Source organism: Candidatus Chloroploca mongolica, assembly GCF_004762035.2.
Taxonomy (GTDB): domain Bacteria; phylum Chloroflexota; class Chloroflexia; order Chloroflexales; family Chloroflexaceae; genus Chloroploca; species Chloroploca mongolica.
Genome location: NZ_SIJK02000023.1, coordinates 5,410 through 31,308, shown reverse-complemented (window position 1 = coordinate 31,308; position 25,899 = coordinate 5,410). Strand labels below are relative to the sequence as shown.

The 25,899-nt window shown below is 60.9% G+C and carries 15 protein-coding genes; 1 reads left to right on the top strand and 14 read right to left on the bottom strand.

The window, feature by feature from the left end; genetic code table 11:
* Positions 1–52: 52 nt before the first annotated feature.
* The 11 genes from EYB53_RS13530 to EYB53_RS13480 all read right to left on the bottom strand — a co-directional run bounded on the left by EYB53_RS13530 (position 53) and on the right by EYB53_RS13480 (position 16,581).
* Positions 53–1,759: a hypothetical protein gene (locus EYB53_RS13530; RefSeq protein WP_135478752.1), complete on the bottom strand. Its 1,707-nt coding sequence runs from the start codon at positions 1,757–1,759 to the stop codon at positions 53–55.
* On the bottom strand, positions 1,756–3,399 hold the full coding sequence (locus EYB53_RS13525; protein ID WP_135478750.1) for an SH3 domain-containing protein: 1,644 nt from the start codon (positions 3,397–3,399) through the stop codon (positions 1,756–1,758). Before EYB53_RS13525 ends, EYB53_RS13530 begins: the two co-directional genes overlap by 4 nt.
* Entirely contained in the window at positions 3,396–5,591 is a 2,196-nt protein-coding gene (locus tag EYB53_RS13520; RefSeq protein ID WP_135478747.1) for a TrbL/VirB6 family protein, read from the bottom strand. Before EYB53_RS13520 ends, EYB53_RS13525 begins: the two co-directional genes overlap by 4 nt.
* On the bottom strand, positions 5,588–6,316 hold the full coding sequence (locus EYB53_RS13515) for a hypothetical protein (protein ID WP_135478745.1): 729 nt from the start codon (positions 6,314–6,316) through the stop codon (positions 5,588–5,590). The genes EYB53_RS13520 and EYB53_RS13515 overlap by 4 nt, the downstream gene beginning before the upstream one ends.
* A gap of 12 nt (positions 6,317–6,328) precedes the next feature.
* Positions 6,329–7,723, bottom strand: a complete 1,395-nt coding sequence (locus tag EYB53_RS26210) for a C40 family peptidase (protein ID WP_135478743.1) — start codon at positions 7,721–7,723, stop codon at positions 6,329–6,331.
* Between the two features lie 11 nt (positions 7,724–7,734).
* Positions 7,735–9,351, bottom strand: a complete 1,617-nt coding sequence (locus tag EYB53_RS13505) for a sialidase family protein (RefSeq protein ID WP_135478741.1) — start codon at positions 9,349–9,351, stop codon at positions 7,735–7,737.
* A 254-nt stretch (positions 9,352–9,605) separates the two neighbouring features.
* Positions 9,606–10,736, bottom strand: coding sequence for a response regulator transcription factor (locus EYB53_RS13500; RefSeq protein ID WP_135478739.1), 1,131 nt, complete (start codon positions 10,734–10,736; stop codon positions 9,606–9,608).
* Between the two features lie 93 nt (positions 10,737–10,829).
* On the bottom strand, positions 10,830–12,689 hold the full coding sequence (locus tag EYB53_RS13495; RefSeq protein ID WP_135478736.1) for a sensor histidine kinase: 1,860 nt from the start codon (positions 12,687–12,689) through the stop codon (positions 10,830–10,832).
* A gap of 50 nt (positions 12,690–12,739) precedes the next feature.
* On the bottom strand, positions 12,740–13,450 hold the full coding sequence (locus EYB53_RS26970) for a type I restriction endonuclease (RefSeq protein ID WP_503827066.1): 711 nt from the start codon (positions 13,448–13,450) through the stop codon (positions 12,740–12,742).
* A gap of 147 nt (positions 13,451–13,597) precedes the next feature.
* Entirely contained in the window at positions 13,598–15,466 is a 1,869-nt protein-coding gene (locus EYB53_RS13485) for a DUF262 domain-containing protein (protein ID WP_167857398.1), read from the bottom strand.
* 41 nt (positions 15,467–15,507) lie between these two features.
* On the bottom strand, positions 15,508–16,581 hold the full coding sequence (locus EYB53_RS13480) for a PGN_0703 family putative restriction endonuclease (RefSeq protein WP_135478732.1): 1,074 nt from the start codon (positions 16,579–16,581) through the stop codon (positions 15,508–15,510).
* Positions 16,582–17,134: 553 nt separating this feature from the next.
* On the opposite strand from EYB53_RS13480, the gene EYB53_RS13475 reads away from it, so the two are divergent.
* Entirely contained in the window at positions 17,135–20,179 is a 3,045-nt protein-coding gene (locus EYB53_RS13475) for an SUMF1/EgtB/PvdO family nonheme iron enzyme (RefSeq protein WP_135478730.1), read from the top strand.
* A gap of 562 nt (positions 20,180–20,741) precedes the next feature.
* Here the strand turns inward: EYB53_RS13475 and EYB53_RS13470 are convergent.
* The 3 genes from EYB53_RS13470 to EYB53_RS13460 form a co-directional block, all read right to left on the bottom strand.
* A complete protein-coding gene (locus tag EYB53_RS13470; protein WP_135478725.1) occupies positions 20,742–21,671 on the bottom strand; it encodes a restriction endonuclease in 930 nt (309 codons plus the stop codon).
* 6 nt (positions 21,672–21,677) lie between these two features.
* Positions 21,678–24,500, bottom strand: coding sequence for a class I SAM-dependent DNA methyltransferase (locus EYB53_RS13465; RefSeq protein ID WP_205712658.1), 2,823 nt, complete (start codon positions 24,498–24,500; stop codon positions 21,678–21,680).
* Positions 24,501–25,595: 1,095 nt separating this feature from the next.
* A partial coding sequence (locus EYB53_RS13460; protein WP_205712657.1) for a hypothetical protein occupies positions 25,596–25,899 on the bottom strand: 304 nt, incomplete at its 5' end.

The window sequence follows — 25,899 nt, the reverse complement described above, 5'->3', positions numbered from 1 at the left end:
GTTTCAAAAGCCCCGCAAGATACGGTCATAGACGGCGTCTGAGGCTCTGTGGTCAGGGCCCCTCGCGCAGTGAGGCGTTCGTTGTCCCCGGGTTCAACTGAAACCGCGCTGCTCCTAGGGTTATGATGAGCAGATCAGTTCGTTCGTCGCGCCGAGGGGTGGTCACGGTGATGGTGTGCGGGACGTTGGGTGCGAGTGGCAAGGCTAGATCTTCTGTCTCAAGCAGGCTCACGGGAAGCCGCTCGCCACTTCTACGGTACGTCACATGCATATCGTCCAGGGTGAGCAACAGTGGGCGTTCATGTTGGGATTGCACGGTGAGTTGGATCTGGATGTGGCTCTGGGTGAGATGCGCTGTGACATCGCTCACGATCAGCGCCCGATGCAGCAGCGTGGCACGGTCGGGTGGCCCTGCGAGGGTGATGCGCCACCCGACCGGTTGGCGTTGCCCTGGTGGCGTGAGCGTCCAGCGAGCTGGCAGTGGATAGGTGGGCAGGGGCACGAGATAATGCAGGACAGTTGATGGCCCCGATGACTGGGGCGGCTCGATGGGCATCCGGATCTGCCCATCGGCCAGGTGCAGCGTCGGGGCCGCAGACGTCCAATCCGTCAGGTTGGCCTGCACGGTTACCCGTACGCGGGCTTGGCCCGACGGTAGGGTGCGGTCTTCACCCGGGCCAATGACGGCGTAGTCGACAAGCGTTACTGCTGGATCGGTTGCGGGATGCGCCAGGCCAGCTACGATATCGGGTGGTACCACCGTATGTTTGAGCAAAGCGGGACGCGGCGCGGCGTTCCCGTGACAGGGCTCTAGAATCAGATCGACAGGTGGAGCTTGCCCGGATGTGGGGGTGCCCGCGCCTGAGGCGAGCAGGTGATAGACCCGATCTGGGGCATCATCCCCGCTCTGGAGCGTAACCAGGGTCGCTTCCCCCAGCACGTCTGCGGGCAGACAGAGCCGGAGCGGAACAAGGTGCATGGGGTTCCAGAATGCATGCTGCTGCTCTGGGCCTGGCGAGGGCGTTGTGGTAGTAACCTGCTGCACAGACAGGGTGAGCGGGTCAGCATTGGGACGCTCCACCACCACGCCGACGAGTGGCCAGGGGGTGAGCGCGAGCCCATTGGCCATCGCGGGCAAGTGGGTCGCCGTGAGCGCATCACCAGCGGTGCGCGGCCAGAAAAACCAGATGAGAACAAACAAGATTCCGGCGACGGCCAGCAAGCCCGCGAGGAGCGTGCGCGTCCGGAGCCCCATGCCATCAGGTTCGGCCAGCGCGTAGGTCTCATCATCGGGTGCTGCCCGCAAGGTGGGCACATGAACTTCATACCATGCATGGGTCTCTCCTGTTTGAACTGGGACAACACCCCAGCCGTGACTGTCGGCATCACCTAGCGCTTCACGGAGCAAGGCGGTGAGGGCTTCACGTTCGTGCCGTTCAGCCGCCGGCAAGATAGCGGGGGTGTCGGGATCGGGATGCTCAATGGCTTGAGGTAGGGACGCCAGGGCTTGCCGTCGCTCGTCGACCATCTGGGCAAAGAAGCGGCGCTGATCTGGGCGCAAACTCTGCAAAATGGCCTGCGCTTCCTGCGCTTCGGGCGCGAGGATGTCATCGCGTTCAAAGCCAGCCTGGTCACGTTCGGCTAACCGGGCATCAAGGAGCGTGAGGCGCGCCTGCAAGGTGCGACTCCAGGCCCGCCATTCACGATGAACGGTCTCTTGGAGCAGGGCCGTTGCTCGATGGACAGCGGAACGGGTCATGGCTGTACCTCCGTGGGCAAGACCAGCCGGAGGCTGGTGGTGGTTGGGTCAAGCGGAAAGCGCAGGCCCGCCGCTGGAATCTGGACAAGCACAGCCATTGCTGGCAGGACTTCGGTTGTCAGGGTGACTTGCCCTGATGCCGGGGTTACAGCTTCGGCCAGGATGTCACCAAAGACCGTGACGAGTTGGACGCGAAGGCCCGCGAATGCGCTATGGCCTGGTGAAGGTGTTCGGTCTGAGTCCGGGCTGCGTTCGACCTGGAGCGTGAGCGAGCGAGAGATCCGCTGGACTGGTGCAGGTGGCGGCGGTGGTGGCAGTGGCTCGAGGCGCTCGACGAGACTGACGGTTGCTCCCGTTGTCGAAAGCCCTGGCAATGAGGTCGGGGCCGGATCGCGTGGCGGCGTGCCCTCACCGGCAATGGTCGTTGTCGTCGGGTCGGGTGGACTGCGCACGGGTTCAGTGGTCGTCAGCATGCCGGAGGCGCGAAGCGGGGTTTCGTCAGGGAGCTTGCTTAGATCCATCCCTGCCACCCAGCCGGGGAGCACGAGATCATCGGGCTGAACGCGCACCCAACGGCCCTGAGTTTGACCAAGCAAGGTAAGCCGGGTGCCTTCGGGAAGCATAGTCAGCAGGGTCTGCGTGGCCCCGGGGCCATCACGCAGCGCCGTTGAGGTACGCACCATGGCCCGCCCCTGGGGGGCATCTTGCGTGAGTACGGGGGCAGGCACCGCCGTTGGCGCGGCAACAGGCTGGTTGCCCCCGGTCTGCGCTGAGCCAACCGATGGTGCGCCAACAGCCGAGGGTATGCTTGTCGGTATGCGCGGCGGGGTCGGAGTTGGAACACCGGCCTCTTGCCTGATCCGGTCGTCGAGTTGATGGGCAAGCGCACTTCCGTCCAAGGCGATCACAAACCGGTATGTTCCTGCCTCGGGTTCAGCCACGTGCGGAGTGTCGCCCCCGGTGCGCGGAGCCACGCGGATGAGCAACTCACCATCGTCTGGCGCTTCCCAACGGATGGTGCTGAGAAAGTGCCGTCCTGGGAAGGCATCATCATTGCTCATCACGGGAAATTCCGGATCGCCCCAAAAGAGATCCAGTACCGTATCAACCCCTGGCCCCAGATCAAAGGTCGTGATGAGGTACGGCGTGCCACCTTTGACCGTCACACGCAGGTAGTCATGATCGCCTCCGGGACAACCGTTGGGTACCGGACAAACAAAATTCAGGTCGTAGATGACGCCAACGGCAATAGGCGCGGCTGACTCGGGATGCCAGTTATTCTCCAGAGGATCTGGATGCAGTTCGGGATCGATGTGCTGTGCGCATATGCTTGAGCGTGTCTGATGCGGTTCGCAGGTATGGGGCTGTTCAAGCGCCGCTGTCCCTGGCGTTGACGTTGGGGCGCGTCGGGCTCCCGTTTCTTCAGACGATGGCATGGGCATCGGTGCCGATGGCGTCGCCGGCGCGGTCATGACCGGTGTGGCGATTGTTGGTGCGCCCAGGATCGGCGTTTCTGCTTGGGCGATCTGGGCCGCCAGGTGCGCTGGCTGGATCGTTAGGAGGCCCAGAAGCAAGAGGAAGCCAACGGCGCGCAGCAATGCAGGGAGCATACGGATCATTCTTCGAAGGTGCGTTGTCATGCGTTTTCTCCTTCGCTACTCGTTGCTGCCGGTGGCTGAGCCCTTCCCTGACGAGGCGCCGTTGGTGGCGTGGGCAACCCCTGGCGGAGCCGCTGTCGTTCAGCCCGGAGCTCGTCCAGGTTGCCCAGCATGGCCCCGGCTTCGACGAGGTGAATGTGTTGATCAAGGCTCGTCAGCGCAGGCGGATGGGGTTGTGCTGGCGGATTGGGTTGCCAGATCGTGATGGTCTGATCGTCTTCGTGCTGGACGTGGTAGCCCAGCGTGAGCAAACGAGGGATCCGGGCCTGATGGCGCGGAAGGCTCAGCCGTTGGGGAGGCAGATCGTCTGGCGCGACGGGTGGCGACCAGACGATGGTGCGCTGATTGGGATCAAGGTGCATCGCCACAGAGGCGGTTGCTGGCTCACCTGAGGTTGCTGAACTTCCTGCATGGGGAAGGTGAACCTGGCTGCTCAGGCGGTTCCAGGCGTCGCCTAGGTAGCCATACCGTGGAGCACGGTTCTCTGCAGGCAAGGCTGCACGCTGCCGCATTGCAGCCACCAGTGCATCATCATCAGGCAAGGGTGGAGGTGAGGTAGTGCCAAGATCAGGAGGATGGGCCAGCATTTGGGCAACACGCCGTTCGGTCACATAGTCACCCGGCGTCCGCCCGCTGGCATCTCGACGGCGTGCATCAGCGCCCGTGAGCGCCGCAAGGCTACGGAGCCCTCCGCGCTGACTACGCCCTCCGGTCACCAGACCACTGGTTACCTCATCTGTTGCGCCAAAGGCCTGCGCAATCTCGCCCACCTGCGCAAGGGGTGTGGCCCGCCCAAGCATCGCGCCGGCTGCATAGCGGCCACTGCCGGTCTGCCGTGCCGCAATCGCGCCAGTCAAGGCGACCCCCGCGCCCCCGGTCAGGGCTGCCATCCCGATTCCGGCTGTTGCCGTTGCGAGACCACGTGCATGAGCGAGACCCTCCGCTGGGTTCAGGCCGGTGGCGACCGCAAGCGCATCATTGATGGTCCGGAGACACGTGCTCAATGTGCTGACTGCGACCATCAGGATAAAACTGGTCACAAGCAGACCGCCGATGGCAAAGCCCGTATAGGCGGCCGCATTGCGCAATTCGGCGGCAGCAAGCAAACAGGCAAAGAGCAGGCCCAACACCACGCTGCTCGACCAACTGACTTGCAAAACACTGAGTACGCGCCGGAAGAGACCGGTGACAGGCTGGTTTGTCTGGGTAAAAAAGACCACCAGCAAGCCCAGGGGGAGGCCGATCCAGAGCACAAGCAGACACAGGGCAAAGACAAACTGCACCAGCGCATCAATGACCGCCAGGCTGCTCGGCAACAGACCGAGTGCCGTGCGCACGGCACCGCGCTGGATCGCATCAACGGCACTCGCACGTTCTGCCGGTTGATCCATCGTGCCCACAGCCTGACCGGTCGCATAGCCGGGGCCTTCGGGGACGGCCAGGTAGAAGCTATCGGGGATGTCAATACTCGGCCCGGCATACTCAGGGCAATGAATATCCTGGGCATTGGCCCAGAGCAGGGCCGCCGCGAGATCATCCATACGGAGCGTGGCGACCCCGCTGCGACGAGTCAGCGATGTTCCACATGGATTGGACGGATAGAGCGGCGTGACTTCGGCCATGTCCGAGCCCGTGACCCCAAAGATTGCGCCAGGAGCCAGACTGCTCACCCCATTGAAGAGCGCAGCCCCAAGATCCTCGCGCAGGGCTTCGGTCTGGACGATCAGAGGGCCGCTGATCGTCAAGAGCACCGGGGCCAGCACAACCCAGGCGAGGGCATGGCGAAGTTTGACCACCTCTAGACGGCCAAAGATTGGGAAGAGCAAGAGCGCAAGGCCACCAATGATGATCGCGATTGACGCTACCGGGACAAGCAAGGGATCAATGACATCAATGAGTACCTGATAGGCACTGGTGAAGGCAATTTCAACCAGCCACCAGCGAAAGGTGTCAAGTTGATAGGCAAGCATCAACAGGGTGCGATTGATCGACCAACCCAGAGCGGTGAGGCCAAACCAGAAGCTGTACTGCGCCGCATCGACGCATGCCCCAAGATCGAGCGGGCCACATCCAGCCGCCCAACTGGTCGCTGGAAGACTGATACTCAGTCCGCCAAAGAGTAGGATCAGCAGGCCCCCAAACAGCCGCCGCCTGTTGCGAGGTTGGCTCATCATAGGAACCTCCGGCTCTGGTGATGCACGAGCAAGGTCACCCCCAGCCCCAGTCCCAGGCACCCCAGCAGCAAGACGCCTCCCCAGATTGGTAGGGCCGCGAGCGATGGTTCTGTAACCGGATCATCCACGAGGAGCGGTGGAGCGGTGCTCGACGACATTGCCACGTCAGATGGCAGCACCAACGACTCGGCAGGCAGCGTGCGATCGCGCTGGTCAGCAGGAGCGACAAGCGTGATGGGCGGCGCAGGGGCCAGGGCGGTTTGTTCATCGGCCGCTGGTTGTGGGGTCGTGGTGAGGATAGGGCCGAGTTCGAGCGCCAGTGCCGTTTCGGGATCGGGCAAGATCAGCCCGGACGCAGCGCTTCGGAGCGGCAAGACTACGGTGGGACGGCCCAGGAATACCAGGACGCCCAGGGCATCCTGGCCTGGCTGCCACAAAGTGGTTCCATCGGCCAGCGTGCCGCTGACCTGGACGCGCACGTGCGCCACAGGGACGGGGCCGAATGCAACATGGCCTGTCGTATCGGTGATACCCTCAGCCAGCATGGTGCTTCCACGTGCATCGGTCAGGCGGATGGTTGCCCCACGCAGCGGCTGGGCATCCTCCCCGTGCAAGGAGACCACCAGAGTCGGCACCGGCTCGTGCGCAACGACTCGGCTCACCGTAACCAGCACCCCTCCGAAGATCAGCAGGCCCGTCACAATCATCCAATGGTGCTTCCGCATAGGGGCATCCTTTCAGCGGGCGGTGCGCATCCCACGGATGCGCGGAGCGTAATAAGGCGACTCAAAAATGTCGTAATCTACCCGTACTCCCAACCCAGGGCTGGCGGCATGCACCATATCCCAGCGGCCATTGCCATTGAGGTCGCCGACGAGCATGCCAACGTGGTCAATGCGTCCGCCAGCAATTGCAAAAAAGACGAGGTCACCGGGCTGCAAGGCCGCGTGGTCGACGGGTTGCATCCCCGGCCACTGGCCTGCCGTGCCATGCGGGATCCTGAGCCCGATCTGGGCATAGACCCAGGTCATTAAGCCGGAGCAATCAAAGGCCTCCGGGCCTTTGGCCCCCCAGATGTATGGTTTGCCAACCTGCGCGAGCGCCAATTGCACCACACGGCTGGCCCCCGGCGGGGCTGGCATGATCAGGTCTGTCGCGGCTGCTGCGTTGGCGCGGCCATCGTCCCAATCGGTCAGGGCTCCAGGATCAAGACACGGCTCAGCCCCAGGCGGCACCCAGCGGGCATTGCTCCACTGTACCGTCACCGTCTCGCGCCCCGGGGCGTGCAATCCGGTATTGAGCGGCCGTGGGGTAGGCGTCAGCGTTGGTTGCGGCGTCGATGTCGGCAACCCGGGTAGGGTGGTTGTGGTAGGGAGAAGAAAGATCCCCACGGGTGCCGTCGCGACTTCGAGCTCGACCGTATGGGGTGTCCCAACTGGTCCAAGGATGGGAATCTGGACACTGCTTTCACCCGGAGGAATGGTCGTAGGGAGCACAGGCAACGCACTCACGCTCAACGCCTCGGCGGTCACACCCCAATAGGCCTGGCTAAGCAATTGTCCCGTGGGGGTAGTAAGCGCCCGGAGGCGCACCTGCTGGGCATAGTTGATCGGCACGGCCTCGACGGTATGATTGACCCAGGTGATCGTCACGTGATAGAGCTGAACCGCATTGGCGGCAGCGCTGGCCCGGGTGATCTCGGGCCCAGCGCTGGCGGTCACCAGCACATGGAAAGGCCAGATTTCGACCCGTTGCCCAAAGACATAGGCGCGACCCGTTTTGGCGTAGGGCGTCGGTGAAGGGAAGGGCCGACCAGCCGCCTCGGGATACTCTTGCTCCCACAGTTCATAGAAGATCTGCTCGTCCCAATCTCCACCCTCGGTCACCGGGCGAGTATGGCGAATGACCTCTTTGACCGGCCCGGTCTCGCCATAAGGCAACGGTGTCGGGCTTGGACACGCCCAGCGGGGGGCCTGTGTAATCGCAAGCCCTGAGGTACAGGCCAGAATGGTTGGCATGGTCAGGAGCAAGGCCAGCAGACCAAGCCAGGTCCCCCGTCGTGAGCACGGCCAGCGCGGTGATCGGCGCGATGCTGGCCGTGCTGAGGATGCGAGATTGAACCATGTGCGCATCGGTTGCCCCCTCACCAGATCTGTGCTCGGCTGGTGGACAGCCCGGTTCCGGTTGGTAGGCCAGGCAGTAGGCGCGTAACCGGTACCGCCCGTACTTCAACCTGACTCATACCCTCGATCCAGGCCACCCAGACCCGCGTGCTCTGCCAGGCCTGCGCCCCAACCGTCAACCCCACCGCACGTGAGCCAAGGATGAGTGGGATCGGCGCAGGGTCGCCCAGCGGCACCCAGGGGCCTTGCCCAGCAGGTTGCCAACTGGCATAGTGGGTGGTCGGAGCTCTCCGTAAGATGCCGCCAGCACAACAATCCCAAACCACCACCAGGCGGTCAGTCATCGGTTCATAGGCGGGAAGGGCCGCAATGATTGCCCCAGTTGCTTCAAAGGGAGCCGCAAGCGCTTCGGGTGCCCCCCAGGTGTCACCGCCATCATGCGAGGTGAGCGCATAGGCATAGCCAGCATCGGCATCTGTCCAGGTGAAGGTCAGCAAGACCCCGCCTGGACGCACCGCCATCAGGCTGTTGACGTTCCACATGCGTGGGCTCATCGGAGCTGACCAGGGATTTGTCAGCACGATCCCCTCGATCTGCCACGGTTCGGTTCCATGCAGCGTGCGGCGTAGCAGATACCCGCGGGCCTGACCGCCCACGTCGGTCATCGCCAACCCAACGATCATCGGGGCCACCGTGTCTGGCACCAGAACAAGGCTCCCCTCGCTGTAAAAGCGCACCGGTGCCGCGAGATATTCGACGGGCAGCCAGGTGCCACTCGCGGTGCGGGTTACCATTGCCAGTGTTGACTCGGCTCCGTCATCACAGACCAGTTGGGCGACCAAGGTGCCGTCGAGGCCCGCGACGACGGCATTGACCCGTCGGCAGCCTTCGGCAATCCGCACCGGCGCGGCCCACGTTGTCCCGAAATCAGGACTACTGCTCGCCCAGAGGCTGACCGGCGCCCCGGTGGTCGGATCGGGATCACTCATGCCCCAGAGTGCATGCACCTGCTGATCACCCGTGATCGCGACGGCCACGGTGCGGCTATAGCGGCCAATGCGGGCCGGGCCAAGATCCACCTGGCGGGCGAGGCTCCAGCGGCGGGTCGTTGGATGCAACACCGTCAGCATGACCCGCTCGGGATCGTCGTTGCCCGACCAGACGACCGCTGCCACTGCGGCCCAGTCTTCGGTAGGATGCACCGCCAGATCGAGACTGAGAATGGCATGTGGAAGGTGGAGGGTCGTTCCCTGATCTTGGGCAACCTGCCACGGGGCCGGGGCCAGCGTGGGATAGGGCGGTGGGGCTGGGACGGGCGTCGGCCAGGGGACGGCGGTGGCCCCGGCCACCGGGGGGCAGGGTGGGAAGGGCGTGGTGGTGGGCAGCGACGGGGCCGGGGCCGCGTCCGGCGGGGGCAGGGCGGGGTCGGGGGTCACGGTCACCAGGGGCGGGGTAGGCAGCGTTGGCGGCCAGCATCCGCCCGCCAACGCGGTGGCCTGGGCATCGCGGTAGGTCAGGGGGGCCTGACCACAGCCGGTGAGCAGCACGACGGGCACGCATACCGTGACCAGCCAGATCCAGCAGGGAAACCGGGCGATTGTCTGAGGGGTGGGAACACCTTGAACACAACAGGTCATCAGGGTTCTCGTCTCTTCCATTCATCGATCACGGTGGTGGCGGCAGCCCGCATGTCCGACGTGAGCGTATGCTTGAACTGAAGAGAGTGTACCGGGTGGCCTGTTCGGGGGAATACCCCCAAAAACAAGACATTTGTTATGGCGAAGGCCCCTGAGCAGCGTGCTCATCATGACGAAAACGGCCAACTTCGTTGGCCGTTTTCGTCATGATGAGCGCGGGTTTTGTGGACGCAGCCCTGCCTATCCGTGGACGTTCAGTGCTCGTCATCGTCCCGATCAAGCTCTTGAAACCACTGCGGAGGAATGGCCTGGGCCCAGGCAACCAGACTTGCGCGATGGGGCGGCAGATCAAGCAGGCGATAGAGGTTGCTGATGCGCTGGCGAAGGCGGGCCTCGGTAATGCCCAGGTTTGCCGCTAGTTGCGCCATCTCAACGCCATGCTGAATCCTCCCTAGGATTTGCCGGTCGCGGGGCAGGAGCGAGATCATCAGATCCAGCCACCGTGGGGCATACGTAGCGCCACTCAGTACCATCTGGAAGGCATCGGCCCATGCCTCATTCGAAGCCGGGTCAAGAATGACACTATGCTTGGCTCTGAGCACCTGTTTGGCCTGACGGATCGAGGTGTAGACCAGCAATGGGATATGATAGGCCTGACTCAACCCTTCGATCTCTTTGTAATCATGCGCATCGCAGAGCAAAATATCGAGGCGGCGCTGTTGCAGGGCCGTCTGCAGAGCACGTACCTGATCGGTACAGATCGCCACATCAACCGCCAGCGTTGTGCTGACGCCACTTAACATCTGGGGCAAGCCGACGCGCGTCAGCGCACGTTGAGCCAAAATCCCAACCTGAATTGATCGCCCCCCCTGCCGCCGCTGGTGCAACGTGACAAATTGTTGCGCCAGATCGGCTTGCACAGCCTGGATCGTTGGATCACCGGGTGGCGGCGTTGTGGTCAACGCCATTGCCATGCGCTCGGTCAGTCCTTCAAGGGAGACCGGCTTTAAGACGGGTTCAAGCATACCGCTTCGCCGCAAGAGATCAAGCGTCGTAGGATGATGATCACTGGTACATGGCAGAATCTGGACATGCGGAAAGGTGGTGCGAATCCAGGGCCCAAGCAGACGACCATCCACCCCGGTAGGCATGCGAATATCCAGCACCACCAGGACAGACTGATCTGCTGGTTCGTCCCGCAGGATCGTTTCCAGATCCAAGCCTGACGCTGAGAGATAGGTGGTCACAGGCCGTCCGAGGTGTTGACTGAGCAGGCTTGCGGCACGTGCAATGCCCTCGCGAAATCCGCGGTGGTCGTCCACCCCGATGACCGTGATAGGCTGCGGCATCGTGCCGCTTGAGGGAAATGTTGACGCAGATTGCATCCACTTGCTCCTTTATTTCACGGTGATGGCTCCCGGGCGGCTCGTTTTTCCATCAAGCCAAGACCCAGCAGCATGACCCATTTCGTTGTCGTATTAGGAGGCCCCGGGTATCGTCGCCTCGTCTGAGGGAGATTCCGCAGGGAGATCGATGATCGCTGTCGTTCCGATGCCCGCTGCGCTCACTATCCGCAGATGCCCATCAGGATGTCCACTGACGACCCGATGAATGAATTTCAGGCCCAGACTACCTTCTTCCGTTGCAGCCGAACCTGCGGTCAGACCACGCGAGGCCCATTGGCGCAACGCGACCCGCTGCGCGATAGGCATCCCTGGCCCGTTATCTTCAACCTGCAACTGGAACCGACCAGCCTCCTGCCAGATTCGCACCTCGACCACACCGGTACCATCGCTCCGAAACGCACCGGTGGCCTGGATCGCATTGCGCACGAGATTTGCCAGTGCCCGCGCAAGCAGAACATGATCGCCCCAGACCATACATGGCGCAGGGATCGCTGAAGCATTCAAGCTGACGCCGATTTCGCGAGCACGGGTTTGCTGCAGGGCAACAACGTGCATGATCCATTGATGCGCATCATGCCAGGTGGGGATCGGCTGGAGAAGCCCCTTCTCTAGCTGTCGCGTTGTCGCCAAGGTGTGTATCAGTAACTCGGCATCATGAAGCAGGGCGTTTGCCTGTTCAAGGTGCGGCGTGAGGCGGTCGTACCCATCCTCTGGCGTCGCCAAAATATGCTCAGTGGAGCGTAATTCGACCTGGAGATCATAGAGAAGTGCATAGAGATCGTGCGTTACCTCGGCCATATGTTGGTGCTGGTTCGTAAGTTGATCGATCTGCTGATGTTGACGCACCTGCTCGAGGCGGCTTAGTTGGACGATCGCCGTGTCATAGGCTTCTTCAACTTCGGCCTGTTGACGGCGGAGATTGATGATGCGGAGCCAGCCGCGCATCAGAAGACCACTGATCAGGGTTACCGTAAGGATGAGCAGATCCACCATACTGCTCAGGACGGTCAGCACCCCCATCCCGATGTCAGTGAGTAAGCCGCGCAGACCTGCGCGTGGGTTGTCATCGATCACGACTGGTGAGGCCACGACCTTCGATACGCGAAGGAGGGGGAGTTGCTCAATCAGGGCAAACGTCCAAAGAACCTGCTGGAGCATCCAGCAGGGTAAAGCCATGCCGAAGAGCCAGGGCGACAGCCCTTGATCCATCCGCAACGCGCCGAAGAGCAGCGCCAGGCTCGTACCACAGAAACAGACCATGCCTATCGTCCAGAGGCGCCAGATCGGGGCAGCAGGTTGGGCATACCGATACGCCACCATGCCATACCAACCGAACAAAGCGAGACTCACGCCAAGGTAGGTGAGCGCAACAAACTGGGCCGCTGTCCACGTCCAGTCAGGGAACAACAGCGGAAGCAAGAAACCCACTGCAAGGGGAGGCAACACGAGCACATGCCAGATTGTGGTGACAAAATGCAGGACATGCAAGCGATGCCATTTCCATGCGGGCACAATGGCGCACAGGCTTCCTGCAGAGCACCACAACGTCAGCAGCGTCAATCCAATCCCCGGATGGCTCAGCGGCACAGCCGAGCTATAGGCCTGAGACCAGAATACTGATGTCCCAATGGTGCCCAGTTGGGCCACAAAAAGCAACGTACCCGCAACCAGCACCCGCAGCGGGAGAGGGCGTGTCTGGATGACATGCCACAGAATGAGCAGCAACAGACCGAGATGACCGAGCAGAAAAAGCAAAAGAATACTGATCGAAAAAGGAAGGCTTTGCTCAAGAAACAGGCTAATCGGATAGCCTAGCGCGGTCATGGAACCGAGCAGAAATAAGAGCAGCGCCAGGGGGTGCATCAGGCGCACTGGCCAAGGCAGGGCGGCGTGTGGCGAAACCCCTTCAGGGGAACGTGGTGAAAGTGACATTGGTTGTCAGGCCGGGCCATGCAGAGCCCAACGGTGTCACCACCGTCGGTTCAGCATGACACCGACAGAGTGACGCGAGCGGTCAGCCGCACAGGGGAAGGAAGGGGGCACAACGCATGTCTGAACAGGTGGAGGCGCAGATAGCTTGACTCATCTCGGTCGATACGGATACACAAACGTTTCAGGAGACAGCGTGGTCTCACCCAGGGGTTGAACGAACGGGTTAGAGCGCATAGATGTTTTTTTATCGTACCATATTTTGCCGCCACCGAAAGATGAGACGTAGATGAGAAAAGCGTTGCGCGCAAGAACTCGCTCAGCAGCCTCTGGGTTCTCTTCTGCGCGGAAATGACGATGGGGTGGCGGCCGTTAATATACCCAGTCCTCATATTGAATTCGGGGCGCTGATTAGAGAGATTCTGGCGAATACCATCGCTAATACTGACCCGACTATTCTTCAATTCCAGCACCGCGACCGCAATCCCATTCACATAGAGCACAATATCGGGGCGACGCTCGTGATTGCCCTTGAGCGTCACTTCTTCGGCGATCCAGAAGTCGTTGCGCTGAGGATGCTGCCAATCGATCAGGTGTACCGTCTCGGTCAGTTGCCTGGCCTCGATCTTCACCGGAACGCCGTAGCGCAGCAGGGCGTACACCGCCTGGTTGTACTGGGAGAGGCTACGGTTGGGGTTATCGGCCTCGTTCCGGAGGTGGTAGAGGGCGGTGCTCCCTTGGTTTGGCGTGTAGCCCCGCCCAATCAGATACGAGGTCAGGTACTGCTCCTAGATATTGCTATTCCCGTCGCGCTCACTCCAATTTCCCAGGTAGCGATAGCCTAACTCGTCGTAGAAGAGCTTGATTACGCGATCCTGGGTGGCGCGCTCGGGTGGGTTTGCCGATGGTGGTCATACGTCTACCGCCTCTGGCTGTAACGCGATCTCGTCATCATCGTCCTCGTCGACGTCTGCCAGCAGCGGCTCGACCTCGGCTCCCTCGGTCTTCCATCGCTCGTTGATCCAGGCGACAATTGTGGCGCGGCGTTGCTGGAACTCCTGCGGTGTCCAGTCTTTGTAGAAGCCTAGATCCCGCTCTTGCCGGATGTCAGAGTCGCTGTAGCTTGGTCTCACCCCAATCGCCCCCCTCTTGCGGTCGAATTCAAAGTTGCTGTAGCTAGAGTTGTCATGTGTCAGTACGAGATTACCAATGTCGTGGACACATTGCTCGATCTCCTTGGCGCTCCAGACCTTCCTCCAATGGGAGCGGGCAGCCGGGGATTGCGGCAGAATATGCTCAATGGTGGCGTCGCTTAGCTGAGACCAAGTGATCTTTGGAGCCATGCCGTGGCCATCCTTCTTGAGCAGATGCAGTTCGTACTCGAACAGCGTGTACTTCAGGAGGTGACGCGTCCGATACCAGTAGTCAGGCTCGGCGTTGCCAGCGAGGAAGGCTTTTTCGGGCGCATAGTGGCGAGTTAGCCCGTGGATTTGCCGGGTAAGGCTGTCGATAGATTGCTTGCCGTTGAACAGATCGTGTCCCCAGCGGAAGAAGATCGTCCGACCGGCATTGCTGCGGCGCGTGGCGTGGAGGAAAACCCGGTAGGCGTAGCACTCCAGGGCTTTGAGAAGCGCGATGTAGTCACCCTCGGAAATGCTCTGCTCCACGTGGCACTTGTGGGCTGCCACCAATAGCGGTAGGAAGTTGGCGATGTTGCCGGTGTGATGAATCTTGGTAAGCCAACGCAGTTCTTCGCCCGAAACGTTGTTGCTCGTCCGAGGGCTGATAATGGCGGCGTAATGGTTGGAAAGCTCGGCGAGACCTTCGGTGAAGCGGATGATAAAGTCGCGGGTCGACTCCTTCGAGCGCTTGGTAAAGGAGCGCAAGGGAATGTACTGGTCGTCCTTGAAGCCGTCGTAGCCAGTCCACTGCTTCGGATTAGCACTACAGTAGAGCGTCCAGGCGATGCGGAGGAACTGATCCTCATTGCCGGCGCTGCGGCCAAGATTGGTGTAGGCGGCCTTCCAGCTGGTGTTGATGATTTTCGTGAGCGTATCCCGGTGCGCCTGCTCGCTCTCGTTGCGGGAGACCCAATGCATGAGGTAGTTCTTGAGCAACTCCAGGGTTGAGAGGCTCTTGCCCCGCGAGTTCATCAGCTCAAAGGTCATGCCTATCTCTGAGACCTCATCGATTTCATAGAAGGTGAAGTTGAGCTTCTGGGTGATCGCGCGGTACAGATCTCTGAGGTAGGCGACCCCCTCAGCCCCTCGCGCTGCCAACTGTCGGTCGATGTGCCCCTGAAATCGAGCGCAGGCGGTCACGAGGCGCCGCTGATGCGGAGATTGCGGTGGGATGTTTGACTGCCCCGTTTTCAAAAGGTCATAGAAGATATGGTCGGTATCATTATTGAGAGTGAGCTTGCACGTTGCGCCCGAGTAGAGGAATTCGGAGATGGCGTCCTTATACGCTGAATCGCCGCTGTCCACGAGTGCACGGATGATCACTGCGAGGTAGAGACAGACGGTGGTCAGGCGCTGCTGACCGTCCACCACATCGACGACCCTCAGATGTTTGATCCCGTAGGGTTGAAATGTGGCATTGCGAGCGGCGTAGACCACCACCGTGCCAGTGTAGTGACCTCGCACCTCTTCATCGACGAGGGCGTCAATATCCTGGATGAAGTCCTTCCACTGCTTCTCCTCCCAGGCGTAGCCGCGCTGGTAGTCGGGGATTTGATAGAGCGACTCGGCGAACAGACTAGTCAGGGTCTTCTTGTTCATCCAGAACCTCCTTGATGACATTGATGTTGACGTTGAGGGCTTTAGACCTTGTACAGATCCCGGTACCACTGCGCCCACGCGTTCAGCTCCGGGTCGTCGAGCCGCTCCGCTGCCACCACCACCTCGCGCGAGGTGAGGGTCGAGAAGCTCGGGTGGCCGCCGATCAGCTCCTGGAACGTCTTGAGCGACCCGTCAAGGGCGTGGTTGTCCGGGTGGCGCACCACCGAGAAGAAGACGTGCTTGTAGTCGCCCTGCGCCTCCAGGGCACGAGCGAGGAGCAGATTGCGCCAGAGTTGGTTCATGCCGCCCTTGAAGGGGCAACTGGTGTGTGCGGCGTGGCCGACGAATAGTTCACGGTTCGCCTCTGTAATGTCCCAGTAGGCGTACTTGTTGACGTCGTGGTAGTAGCAGAGGCTCTTGTCCGCCAGGATGTCGCCGAGGCCATGGGCGCAGCTGTGATGCGCGGTGCGCCCTTTGCTCTTCGCGCCACCGCAGGCTGTGAATTCCTGCTCGGTCAGCTTGTGTTCGACCAGCCAGAGGCAGAGCTCTCCGGCGAGGTTGCGGTAGGCGATGGCGATGTCGGCGTCGGTGCCGGTGCGGGCGGTCTTGTCGCGCAGGGGGCTGGCATCTTTGAGTTTGCCGCCGGAGGGAGCGAAGTTGCCACCCCAATACTCGACGCAGTAGCCGTTGTCGAGTGCATCGGTTGCCAGGCTGGCGAAGTCGGGCCGGAGCGCCCGCAAGATGGCTGCGGCGTCACGGTGGATCAGCAGTGGCAGGAACAGGTTGAGGTTGGCCGCCTGAGAGCTGGCCATGTGGTAGAAGTGGTTGTGGATGCGAAACTTGTTGCGGCCCATGTGACGCCGCAGCTGACTTGCGGCAGCGGGGTGGAGGTGCGGCCAGCGCTGCTCGGTCGCAAAATCTTCAGGAAGCATTGCGTCATACAGGTACTCAACGACGACGCCGGCCTTGTTGGTCTTCCTAAACTTGCCTGGCTCCTTGATACCGTGGGCCCATTTCCAGTCAATGAGATGCCGGTACAGCTTGTTTTGAAACGGGCTGAGGCCGCCGGGGAGGAGGTAGGTCGGGGTCGAGCGATGATGTGTGGTCGTAGTCATAGGTGGACTCCCTTTTGCCAGATCTGATTGTTGCTTACCAGTATTTATACCAGACGAGTCTTACCCGTCAGTAACTCCTGCATCATCCCCTACTTCACCTGGCGGGCCTTGACCAGCTTCGCCTCCAACGCGGCGATCGCGGCGTCTATTTCCTCCAAGACATGAATGATTGCTTATTGTTCTTCAATCTGTGGTAAAGGGAAAGTGAACCTTTTCATATCAGCAGCATATAGATGAAATACTGTGGTTCCAGTGACCAGTTGTAACACTTGGTTCTGTGAAAGGCGAATTGAATGACTCAAAAAAGAATCGAAAATTTGCTTTAGAGATGATTAAGTTACTATCTTGCTATCCGTATATCCAAACTGTAGCACGCGCTTATCTGAAATGTCAACACGTGCATAATAAGAACTCTGCTCTGCTATTGATGGCATATCAGTTTGGCATACCGACACGCCAGTTGAAGGGGATGCTATAATCAGGGTGCGGCCCACGATCTGACCGCGCCCGCCCCTGATTGGCTGGGGGGCGGGCGCCAGCGAGCGAGGCGACGATGGACGAATCTGAGCTTGCCAGCGTGATGACAACGCTGCGTACCCTGCATGCGCAGGTGGGCGCGGCGGCGGCGCGGGCGGCACTGGCGGCGATGGACACGCTGACCCCGGCACAAGCGGCGTTCGTCGAGGCCGAGGTGTTTGGCGCGGCGATGCCAGCGGGCGGTGGTGATACGCTGACCACGGGCAATCTCACCCAGAGCACCGTGGCGGTCGGCCAAGGGGCCACGGCCACGACCGAGGGCCAGGTGATGGTGAGTGGCGGGCGCGTCTACGGCCCGACCGTCGGCGTGAACCTGGGCACGATCATCTACGGGCGTGATCCGCGTGACGACGAGCGCCGACGGTTGATCTGGTACCTCGATGCGCTGGCGAATGATCTGCGCGCCCTGCCGCTGCGGGGGCTGGATACGCAATTGGCCGGGGCGCAGGGCTTGGATCTGGCGCGGGTCTATGTGCTGCTGGCGACGACGACGCGCCTGCCATTGGCGACGGGTACGCGGGAAGCGCTGCGGCCCTACTTTGCCGATGACGAACTGACCCAGCCTGCCGAAGCCTACGATCCGGAGCTTGTGTTGCCGGTGGCAGCGGTGCTGGCGACCAGGGTGGACGAGGCCGAGGGCAGTGTCCGTGGGCGTGGCCGTGCGGATGACGCGGCACCGCTGACGCTGCTGCGGGCGCAGGCGGCGACCGAGGCCTTGGCTGATCAGCCACGCCTGGTCGTGCTCGGCGATCCGGGCAGCGGCAAGAGTACTTTCGTGCGCCATTTGGCCTGGGCGCTGGCGCGGCGTGGGTTGGATCAGGCTGACCCGGCGACAGCCTTGCCAGGGTGGGACGCGGCCCTACCGCTGCTGCCAGTGCTGCTGCCGCTGCGTCGGCTGGCCGGAGCACTGGCGACGGCAACGGTGGACGCGCAAACGGTGGTGACGCTGCTGCGTGCGACGCTTGCTGAGCACGGGGTGGCGCAGCCCGAGGATCTGCTGACGGATGCGCTGGTGCGCGGCGCGGTGATCCTCCTGCTTGATGGGCTGGATGAAGTGCTGCTGGAGCCGACCGCGCAGGCTGCCGAGCGGGCCACGACGCTGCACGCGGTACAGGCGTTCGCGACGCGCTATCCGCAGGTACGCATGGTGGTCACCTGTCGCACGCGGGCGTTCACCGACGACTTGCAGGCCGTCCTCGGCTGGCCAGTGACGACGTTGGCTCCCTTGACGCTGGGCCAAGTACGGGCGTTTGTCCCGGCCTGGTATGGGGAGTTGGTGGCGCACGGGCATCTGGCCCAGGCCCAGGCAGCGGGCTTGAGCGACGATCTGATCGCGACGATTGCGGCAAGTCCCCGCTTGCGGGCGATGGCGGCCTCGCCGTTGCTCGTGACCTTGATGGCCTTGTTGCTCTTTCGACGCGGTACGTTGCCCCGTGACCGCCCGGCGCTCTACGAGCAAATTCTGGAATTGCTGCTGGGCGAGTGGGACAAAGTGCGGGACGGGCAGAACTTGGCCGATGCGCTGGGCCGCCCGGACTGGACAACCGCCCGCTTGCGCCCGCTGCTCGACCGGCTCTCGTATGACGCGCACGCGGCGGGGTCGTCGGAAGATGGGCGCGGGCGGCTGGGCAAGAGCCAGATCCGCGATGCCTTGATCGAGTTTTTTGAGGCGGCCAAGCTCCCGGAACCCTGGGGAGCCGCCGGGCGCTGTCTCGACTATATGGAACACCGGAGCGGGTTGCTGGCCCCGGATGGGCCGACGAGCTATGTCTTTGCGCACCTGACCTTGCAAGAACACTGCGCCGGGCGGCACATGCTGCTCAGTCGTGATCCGGTCGCGCAGGTGCTTGCGCGGCGGGGCGACGACCGCTGGCGCGAGCCGCTCTTCCTGGGAGTGGGGGTGGTGCAGGCGACGAACCCGTTTCTGGTCGAGAAGGTGCTGCGCGTGCTGGTTGACCGGCGTGAGCAGGGGGCGGCAAAACCCCCTGCACGCTGGTACCGCGATCTGATCCTGGCAGCGGAGGTGGGCGTTGATCGCGACTGGACGTATCTGGCCGAGCAGCAGGTGGATGTCGCTGGCTTGCAGGCTGATCTGCGTGACGGGTTGGTGACGCTGCTGGCCGACCGCGACCAACCCCTGCCGGTGGCGGAGCGGGTGCGGGCCGGGTTCCTGCTGGGCGATTTAGGTGATCCGCGCTTCCCTGTGACGGTCGAGGCCTGGCACGCCGAACTGGCCCAGCGGAGTACGACGTTTGGGCCGCCAGCGGGGTACTGGTGCTTTGTGCCAGCGGGAAGCTATCAGATCGGCGGGTGGGAGGACGATGAACCTGCCGCCACGCTACCCCTCCCCGCCTTTTGGATTGCCCGCGCTCCGATCACGGTGGCCCAGTACGCTGCGTTTGTCGCTGAGGGCTATGGCGACGCAGCGCAACGCTGGTGGACGCCCAAGGGCTGGCGGTGGAAGCAGCAGGAGCAGCACCAGCAGCCGTGGGGGTGGGATGATGCTGATTTCAACGGGGCCAATCAGCCGGTGATCGGGGTCAGTTGGTACGAGGCGACGGCCTTCTGTGCCTGGCTGAGCGAGCGCCTGGCTGACGTGCTGCCGGCAGGCTGGACACTGCGTTTACCGACCGAGGCGGAGTGGGAAGTGGCGACGGCGTATGACGCGCAGAGCCAGCGGCGTCCGTATCCGTGGGGTGACGTAGCACCAACGCCGGATTTGGCGATCTCTGACGGGAGTCGCCTGGATCGCCCCGCCCCGGTGGGCTGTTGTCCGGCAGGGGCGGCGGCGTGCGGGGCGATGGATATGGCGGGCAATGTCGATGAATGGACCAGCAGCAGGTACGCGGGCTATCCAGGCCAGGCAGACCAAGAGGTGAAAGACTTTACACCTGATAAAAGTGATGTGCCGTTGCGCGGTGGGTCGTGGCGGAATGGTAGCACAAGCGTTCGCTGCGGGGCGCGGAACTGGTACCATCCCTACTTCTGGGACGACGACCTGGGTTGTCGGGTGGTGGCGGCCCCCCTTGTTCGCACGGATGTCCTGAATTCTGGTTTCTGAATTCTGTATGCTGCATTGCTGTTTCCTTCTGGGGCGACAACGGTGTCAAGGGTTTGCCCCCGCCACATCCGCGATTTTTTTGTTGGGGCACGGCGCCGCCGTGCCCGTACGGGCGGCGCGGGGCACGGGCAGCGCGGGGCACGGCGCCGCCGTGCCCGTACCGCCGCCGCTGCGCTCTGATGCCGCACAGGGGTGATCCTTGGGATCGCACCATGCTCGTTCGCTCGCGCCCGCCTCCGCTGAGGGCGGGCGTGGGCACGGCTCCCGGCTTGCGTGGCGCTGCGGTGCGGCGATCCGTGCTGCGGCACCGCTGCCTCGGCTTGGCGTGGCGGCGGTGAGCCGGGGACCTCAGTTGGTGATGAACGTTCATAAACGGCGCTGGACGCCCCTGGGAGGTCGCATCGAGATTGCTATGCAGCGTGTCGACGTAGAGGTCTTGATGCTGCTAACCCGCACCTGGGTCGCCAATAACAGACTGTGGCGCTGACTCATTCTTGATACCCGGTACTGATGCATGCACCTGTCCCATACCTATAGTAGTTGTGGCATGGCAACTTCTTGCTCACTCTTCCCCAAAGTAATCAGCATCCACCTTCTTGACCGTGTAGCTCTGTTCCTCAGTGACGCCGACGTTGTAGTCGATCATCAGTTGAGCAAGCTGTTCCCCGTCAATGAGCACAATGCGCTTTTCGATGCGCCCTACGTACTTCTGGGCGTCTTGAGAGAAGCTCGACGTTGTGATGAGCACGCCGCGTCTTGCTTTTTGCTCCTCTAGCGCCCCAGCAAACGCCTGTACGACGGGACGGCCAACCGTCCCTTCCCACCGCTTTGCCTGGAGGTAGATGAAGTCAAGGCCGAGCCGGTCTTCCTTGATCACGCCATCGATCCCGCCGTCACCGCTCCGGCCAATGGCTTGCCCCGCGTCTTTGTGTGAGCCGCCATAACCCATCGCCACCAAGAGGTCAACCACTAACTTCTCGAAGAAGGTTGGTGGCTGGGCTTTGATCCGCTCCAGAAGCTCCTGGGCTATCTCACGGCGTATCAGAAGGTAGCTTGCCTCAAGCACTTCACGCGGGGTCTGGCTGGTTTCCTCCACCGCAGTCAGGCCCGCATGTGCCTCTGTCCCGTTGCTGCAGCCACCTGGCTGTGGGTCACCTCGGAAGTCTGCTAACTCGGGGTACTTTGCCAAATAGCGGAGGTCTATCCGCTCAGGGGTGAGCTTCAGTTCGTTCGTTCCCCGGCTGGTGATGCGGAATTTGCCCCGTCCGGTGCTCTCCAACAGTTTCGTCTTGCGCAGATACGTTGCTGCCCATCCGACGCGGTTGGATAATTTCGACTGCTTCCCGCTGGGGAGCATTTCGCGTCGGTCATCGTCCGACAAGTGGAACTGTTGCGCCAGCGTTTCGATGGCTGCGCTAATGGTGTGCTCCTGTCCATCGCTGGCAATCTGGAGCAGGGGAAGCATCATCAGTTGAAAGTCGGGCACAGGCACAGGTGCTTACTCCTTGTCGTCGGTATGCGTCTCCACGGCGCCAGCCGCTGCATCACCCTGCTTTGCCGCCCGCTCGAGATTCAACGCCAACAGCCGCGCCAAGATCGCCTCGTCGCTCAGATCATGCGGCCAGCCATAGGCATCACAGACAGCCTGGTCGAGTTCCTTGTGCGCCTGGTCAAGCCAGGGCGGGCGCTGGTTGTAGAGCTTGGTGAGCGTGCGCTGCTTGAGCTCGGCCTCGGTCACGTCAGGCGGGTTCAGCCAGGCATCGCGCTGCGCGACGAGCCGCTGTGCAGCCTCGCTGATCGCGGTGATGCGGGGATCATCAAGGGGCTCTTGGCCTGGCGGCCAGGGGAAGGGGAAGGTTTCGAAGCATGTCGCAGAGGAGTAAGATGGGCGATCTTCTAGTGTAGACCCCATACGAAGCGACCATAGCTCATGGGATCGACTGTGGAGTACCCCCAGGAAGTAGTCGTCATCCCGTGAAAATACAAAAAGACGGTGGTCGGGTATCACGTCGGAGGAAATCCAAGCAAAGAGGCGATGCTTGGCCACAATAACTGTCGCAACGCAGCGAGAAAGCCTAGCCATCGCTTTTCGCAAGGCTGGTCGCGGTTCCACATGAATCCACCAGCGCTCTCGATAGGCGACGCGATTGTTCTTCAGACGCTCAGGCTTAACCTCGCGCTCGATATGGGCAAACGGTAGCTCGTAGATAGCAGCTTCGGCCTCGGGCATATTAACGCCAAAATCAACAATAAACATGCCCCGTGGTCGGCGGGTGATATCCAGACCATTCACCCATGGGCGCACCACATCACTGTTCGGTCTGCCATTCGGGTTGAGCGGGGCGCTGAGCAGTTGCTCTGCCTGGTCGGGGGTGAGGTCAAACGAGCCGCCTTTGGTGTCACCCATGAAGATTAGTCCACTATTCTCAGTAAGACGGCGAGCTAGCGTAAAATTGAGATTGCTTGTTAGGTCGGCGTTGATGCTCGCTACAGCAGTACCGTTCAAAACACGATCCGGTTCCTCGCCACCATCAAATCCAACCATCGAGACACGAACTGCAGCTCCATCAAGAACCCAAGGGCGATCGCTCCAAGCCATGAAAATACCACCCTTGGCATTAATGCGCTCAAGGATAAGCCGGTTCTGTTGCTGCCGAATGGAGTTAGTTGCCAGGAGCCCCGCCCGCTTGACGGTGCCTTGAGTAATAACCGCCCGTGATCGCTCAAACCAATAGGTCACCAGATCGGCTTCGCGGGGCACGCGCCCATCGTAGAGCGCAAAGATCTGATCCACGTAGGTATCGCCCATCTCGGTGCGTAGCCGCTTACCACCCAAAAACGGCGGGTTGCCAATGATCACCTCAGCCTCGGGCCATTCTGGTTCTACCGGCTTGCCGGTCTCGTCAAAAGCCAGGATCGCGTCCATACGCTTGATCGTTTCGAGCGGCTGGAGGATCGGCTCTTTCAACTCGGCAAAGCCGTTGTCTTTGTGCCACTGGATATAGCCGATCCAGACGGTCACCTGCGCAAGTTCATGCGCAAGCTCGTTGATCTCGATGCCATAGAGTTGCTCGGGACCAACGCTAGGCAGCATGCGGGTCAGGCCCAGATCAGCCCCCAGGTTGATCACCTGCTTCTCGAGGTCGAGCAGTTGCTTCAAGGCAACGTAGAGGAAGTTGCCCGACCCGCAGGCCGGGTCGAGCACGCGAACACGCGACAGTTCATCCGCAAAGGCCATCAGCAGGCGGATGAGCTCATTCTCAAGCCGATTGCGCTTTGCGCCACTGGCCGCATCACGTTGTGCCGCAAGCTCACGTGCCATCGCCTCAACCTCGGCCCATCTGCGGCGCAAGGGAAGCATCAGCACCGGTTCAACAATGAGCATAATGTCGTCGCGGCTCGTGTAATGCGCCCCAAGCTGCGACCGCTTCGCCGGGTCAAGACTGCGTTCAAACAACGTGCCAAAGATCGACGGCTCGATAGCCGACCAGTCAAGGGCGCTGACCCGCTCAAGAATGTGCAAGCCATCGCTATCAAGCGGCAGCGCCGTATCATCCTCAAACAGCCCACCATTGAAGTTCTTAATCTCGTCGGTGCCAAAGTAGCCGCCGGTTGCCATCGCCCCAAAGAGCGCCTTGATCTGCGCGGTAAAGGCAGGCGCTTTGTGACGGGTCGCATGAATAATCCGGGTGAAGATTCCATCCGGGAGCAAGCCTACGTCCTCGGCAAAGAGGCAAAACAGCAAGCGAATCAAGTAATGGGCAATCGCCTGGGGCTGTTCACCATAACGACGGAGCAAATCAGCAAGCCGGGCAAACTCAGCTGCGGCTGCTTCCGTAACCTGCTGAATCGTCAGCGTTGGCTCAAGCGCATACGGGTGAAAGAAGACCTTGCGGAGCATTTGCAAGCCTTCAAGCGTCTCCAGATCGGCCAACGCGAGCGTCTGCGTCTGCTTAACCGTATTGACAAAATTGGTATGAATAACGATGGTCTGAATATCGGAAACCACCAGCAATGGCGGGTTCTGGAGCGAGTCGCGGTACTGCTGGAGTTGCTGAAACGCCTTGCCCAGGTCAGCACGCGGCCCCTTATACTCCCAGCCAAAGTGGCCTTTCTTCCAAACATCAGCCCACCCTTGACCACCCGCACTCTTCGCCGCGCCCGCTTCAAAAACCAGCGTCCCATCCCTATTCTCGCCCGGCGTCTCGTGGCCGACCAGGCGACAGAGATCAATAAAGTGCTCCTGACTCACACTGCGCTCTTTGCGCGTATCGCCAGACCACTTCGCAACGAACTCGTGTGGGGTAATGCTGGGGGCCATGCGCGTCCTTCTACATTGGGCTACGTCGGCGTAAGTATGCGACACGGGCACGGTGATGTCAAGGGAACCTACACAATAAAACGTCTGCGAGCGGATAAAAGTTACGATCCGAGGAGGATGCTGATTATGCAGCAGGGCTGATGCAACATCCCAGGAGGGTTTGATAGTGTCCGCAGATTACGCAGATTACGCAGATTAGCGCTTCCGCATCTGCGTAATCTGCGTAATCTGCGGACGATCGGAAGGGCAACACGTTCGATTGCAGAAGAGTAAGCATTGCATTTTGCCATCCCCGCAGCCCAACACCCCGTGCAACCACCGCCCGTCATCGACCGACCGCACCCGCTGCCAGCGGTGCGGGCAACCACGCTCGACGAGCGAAGAAGCGGCCTCGCACCAAGACCCTGCAAAGAAGGCGCTTGTTTTGACGCAAAGGCGCACGGTTTTCAACGTTTTTCGCGCACGTGAGCGAACCCTTCGCGCCTTCGCGTGAGCTTCTTTCCAGGATCGTGGCTAGGCGGCAAACGTGCGGCGTCGCACTATGCAAAGAAGGCGCTTGTTTTGACGCAACGGCGCACCGTTTTTCGTGTACGTGAGCGACCCATTCGCGCCTTCGTGCCTTCGCGTGAGCTTCTTTGAACAGTAGTGGGCCTAGCACCGACCAGGATCGTGGCTAGGCGGCGACCGTGCGGCGTCGCACTATACAGAGCAGATTTAGATGGTATAATCGCGGTATAGAACGGGTAAGGCTCATCTAGGCCGCTGAATCGCTGTCTACTTCATGTTGGGCCGCAAGCTACACCGCAAAACGCTCAATAAGTTTAGGACATCACTTTGGTTACAGTATGGTTACATAGATGCTATACAAAATTCAGAGTGAGAAGTTTACTAGTTCACAACAGATTAATGTTGTGAACTGAGATCTATGAGGAATAGTATGCAAGCAAGAACTCGTATCTTCTTAGTTTTTCTAGTTGTTGATCTTATACTGCTTTCGATATTGCTTTATCGGTATCTGTCTCCTTATTCAGAAGTTCTTGGTTATATTGGATTTGTCACGGGAATATTAGGCCTCCTTCCTTTGTTTTACTCCTTTCAACCATTGTCAAAGCTTCCTAATTTTGCTAAATTAATTGAGAATAGCCATGATACACAAATAGCAATTATAGTGACTGGCATGATTTTCTTCATGATACTTATATGGCCTTCAAGCAACTCTCGTGTAGCCGAATCATCAGAGCCAGCCCCCTCTTCTATACAACCTGTGAATGCAACAAATACAATACCGGTTTTAGAAACACCCAGATCCACGATAACGACGGCTCCTACGGAGACACCGACGCTGGCTCCTACGGAGACACCGACGCTGGCTCCTACGGAGACACCGACGCTGGCTCCT

Bases quoted from the DNA above. Each gene is read 5' to 3' on its own strand.
- EYB53_RS13530 (WP_135478752.1), bottom strand. From the start codon at position 1,759: ATGACCCGTTCCGCTGTCCATCGAGCAACGGCCCTGCTCCAAGAGACC.
- EYB53_RS13525 (WP_135478750.1), bottom strand. From the start codon at position 3,399: ATGACAACGCACCTTCGAAGAATGATCCGTATGCTCCCTGCATTGCTG.
- EYB53_RS13520 (WP_135478747.1), bottom strand. From the start codon at position 5,591: ATGATGAGCCAACCTCGCAACAGGCGGCGGCTGTTTGGGGGCCTGCTG.
- EYB53_RS13515 (WP_135478745.1), bottom strand. From the start codon at position 6,316: ATGCGGAAGCACCATTGGATGATTGTGACGGGCCTGCTGATCTTCGGA.
- EYB53_RS26210 (WP_135478743.1), bottom strand. From the start codon at position 7,723: ATGCGCACATGGTTCAATCTCGCATCCTCAGCACGGCCAGCATCGCGC.
- EYB53_RS13505 (WP_135478741.1), bottom strand. From the start codon at position 9,351: ATGACCTGTTGTGTTCAAGGTGTTCCCACCCCTCAGACAATCGCCCGG.
- EYB53_RS13500 (WP_135478739.1), bottom strand. From the start codon at position 10,736: ATGCAATCTGCGTCAACATTTCCCTCAAGCGGCACGATGCCGCAGCCT.
- EYB53_RS13495 (WP_135478736.1), bottom strand. From the start codon at position 12,689: ATGTCACTTTCACCACGTTCCCCTGAAGGGGTTTCGCCACACGCCGCC.
- EYB53_RS13485 (WP_167857398.1), bottom strand. From the start codon at position 15,466: ATGAACAAGAAGACCCTGACTAGTCTGTTCGCCGAGTCGCTCTATCAA.
- EYB53_RS13480 (WP_135478732.1), bottom strand. From the start codon at position 16,581: ATGACTACGACCACACATCATCGCTCGACCCCGACCTACCTCCTCCCC.
- EYB53_RS13475 (WP_135478730.1), top strand. From the start codon at position 17,135: ATGGACGAATCTGAGCTTGCCAGCGTGATGACAACGCTGCGTACCCTG.
- EYB53_RS13465 (WP_205712658.1), bottom strand. From the start codon at position 24,500: ATGGCCCCCAGCATTACCCCACACGAGTTCGTTGCGAAGTGGTCTGGC.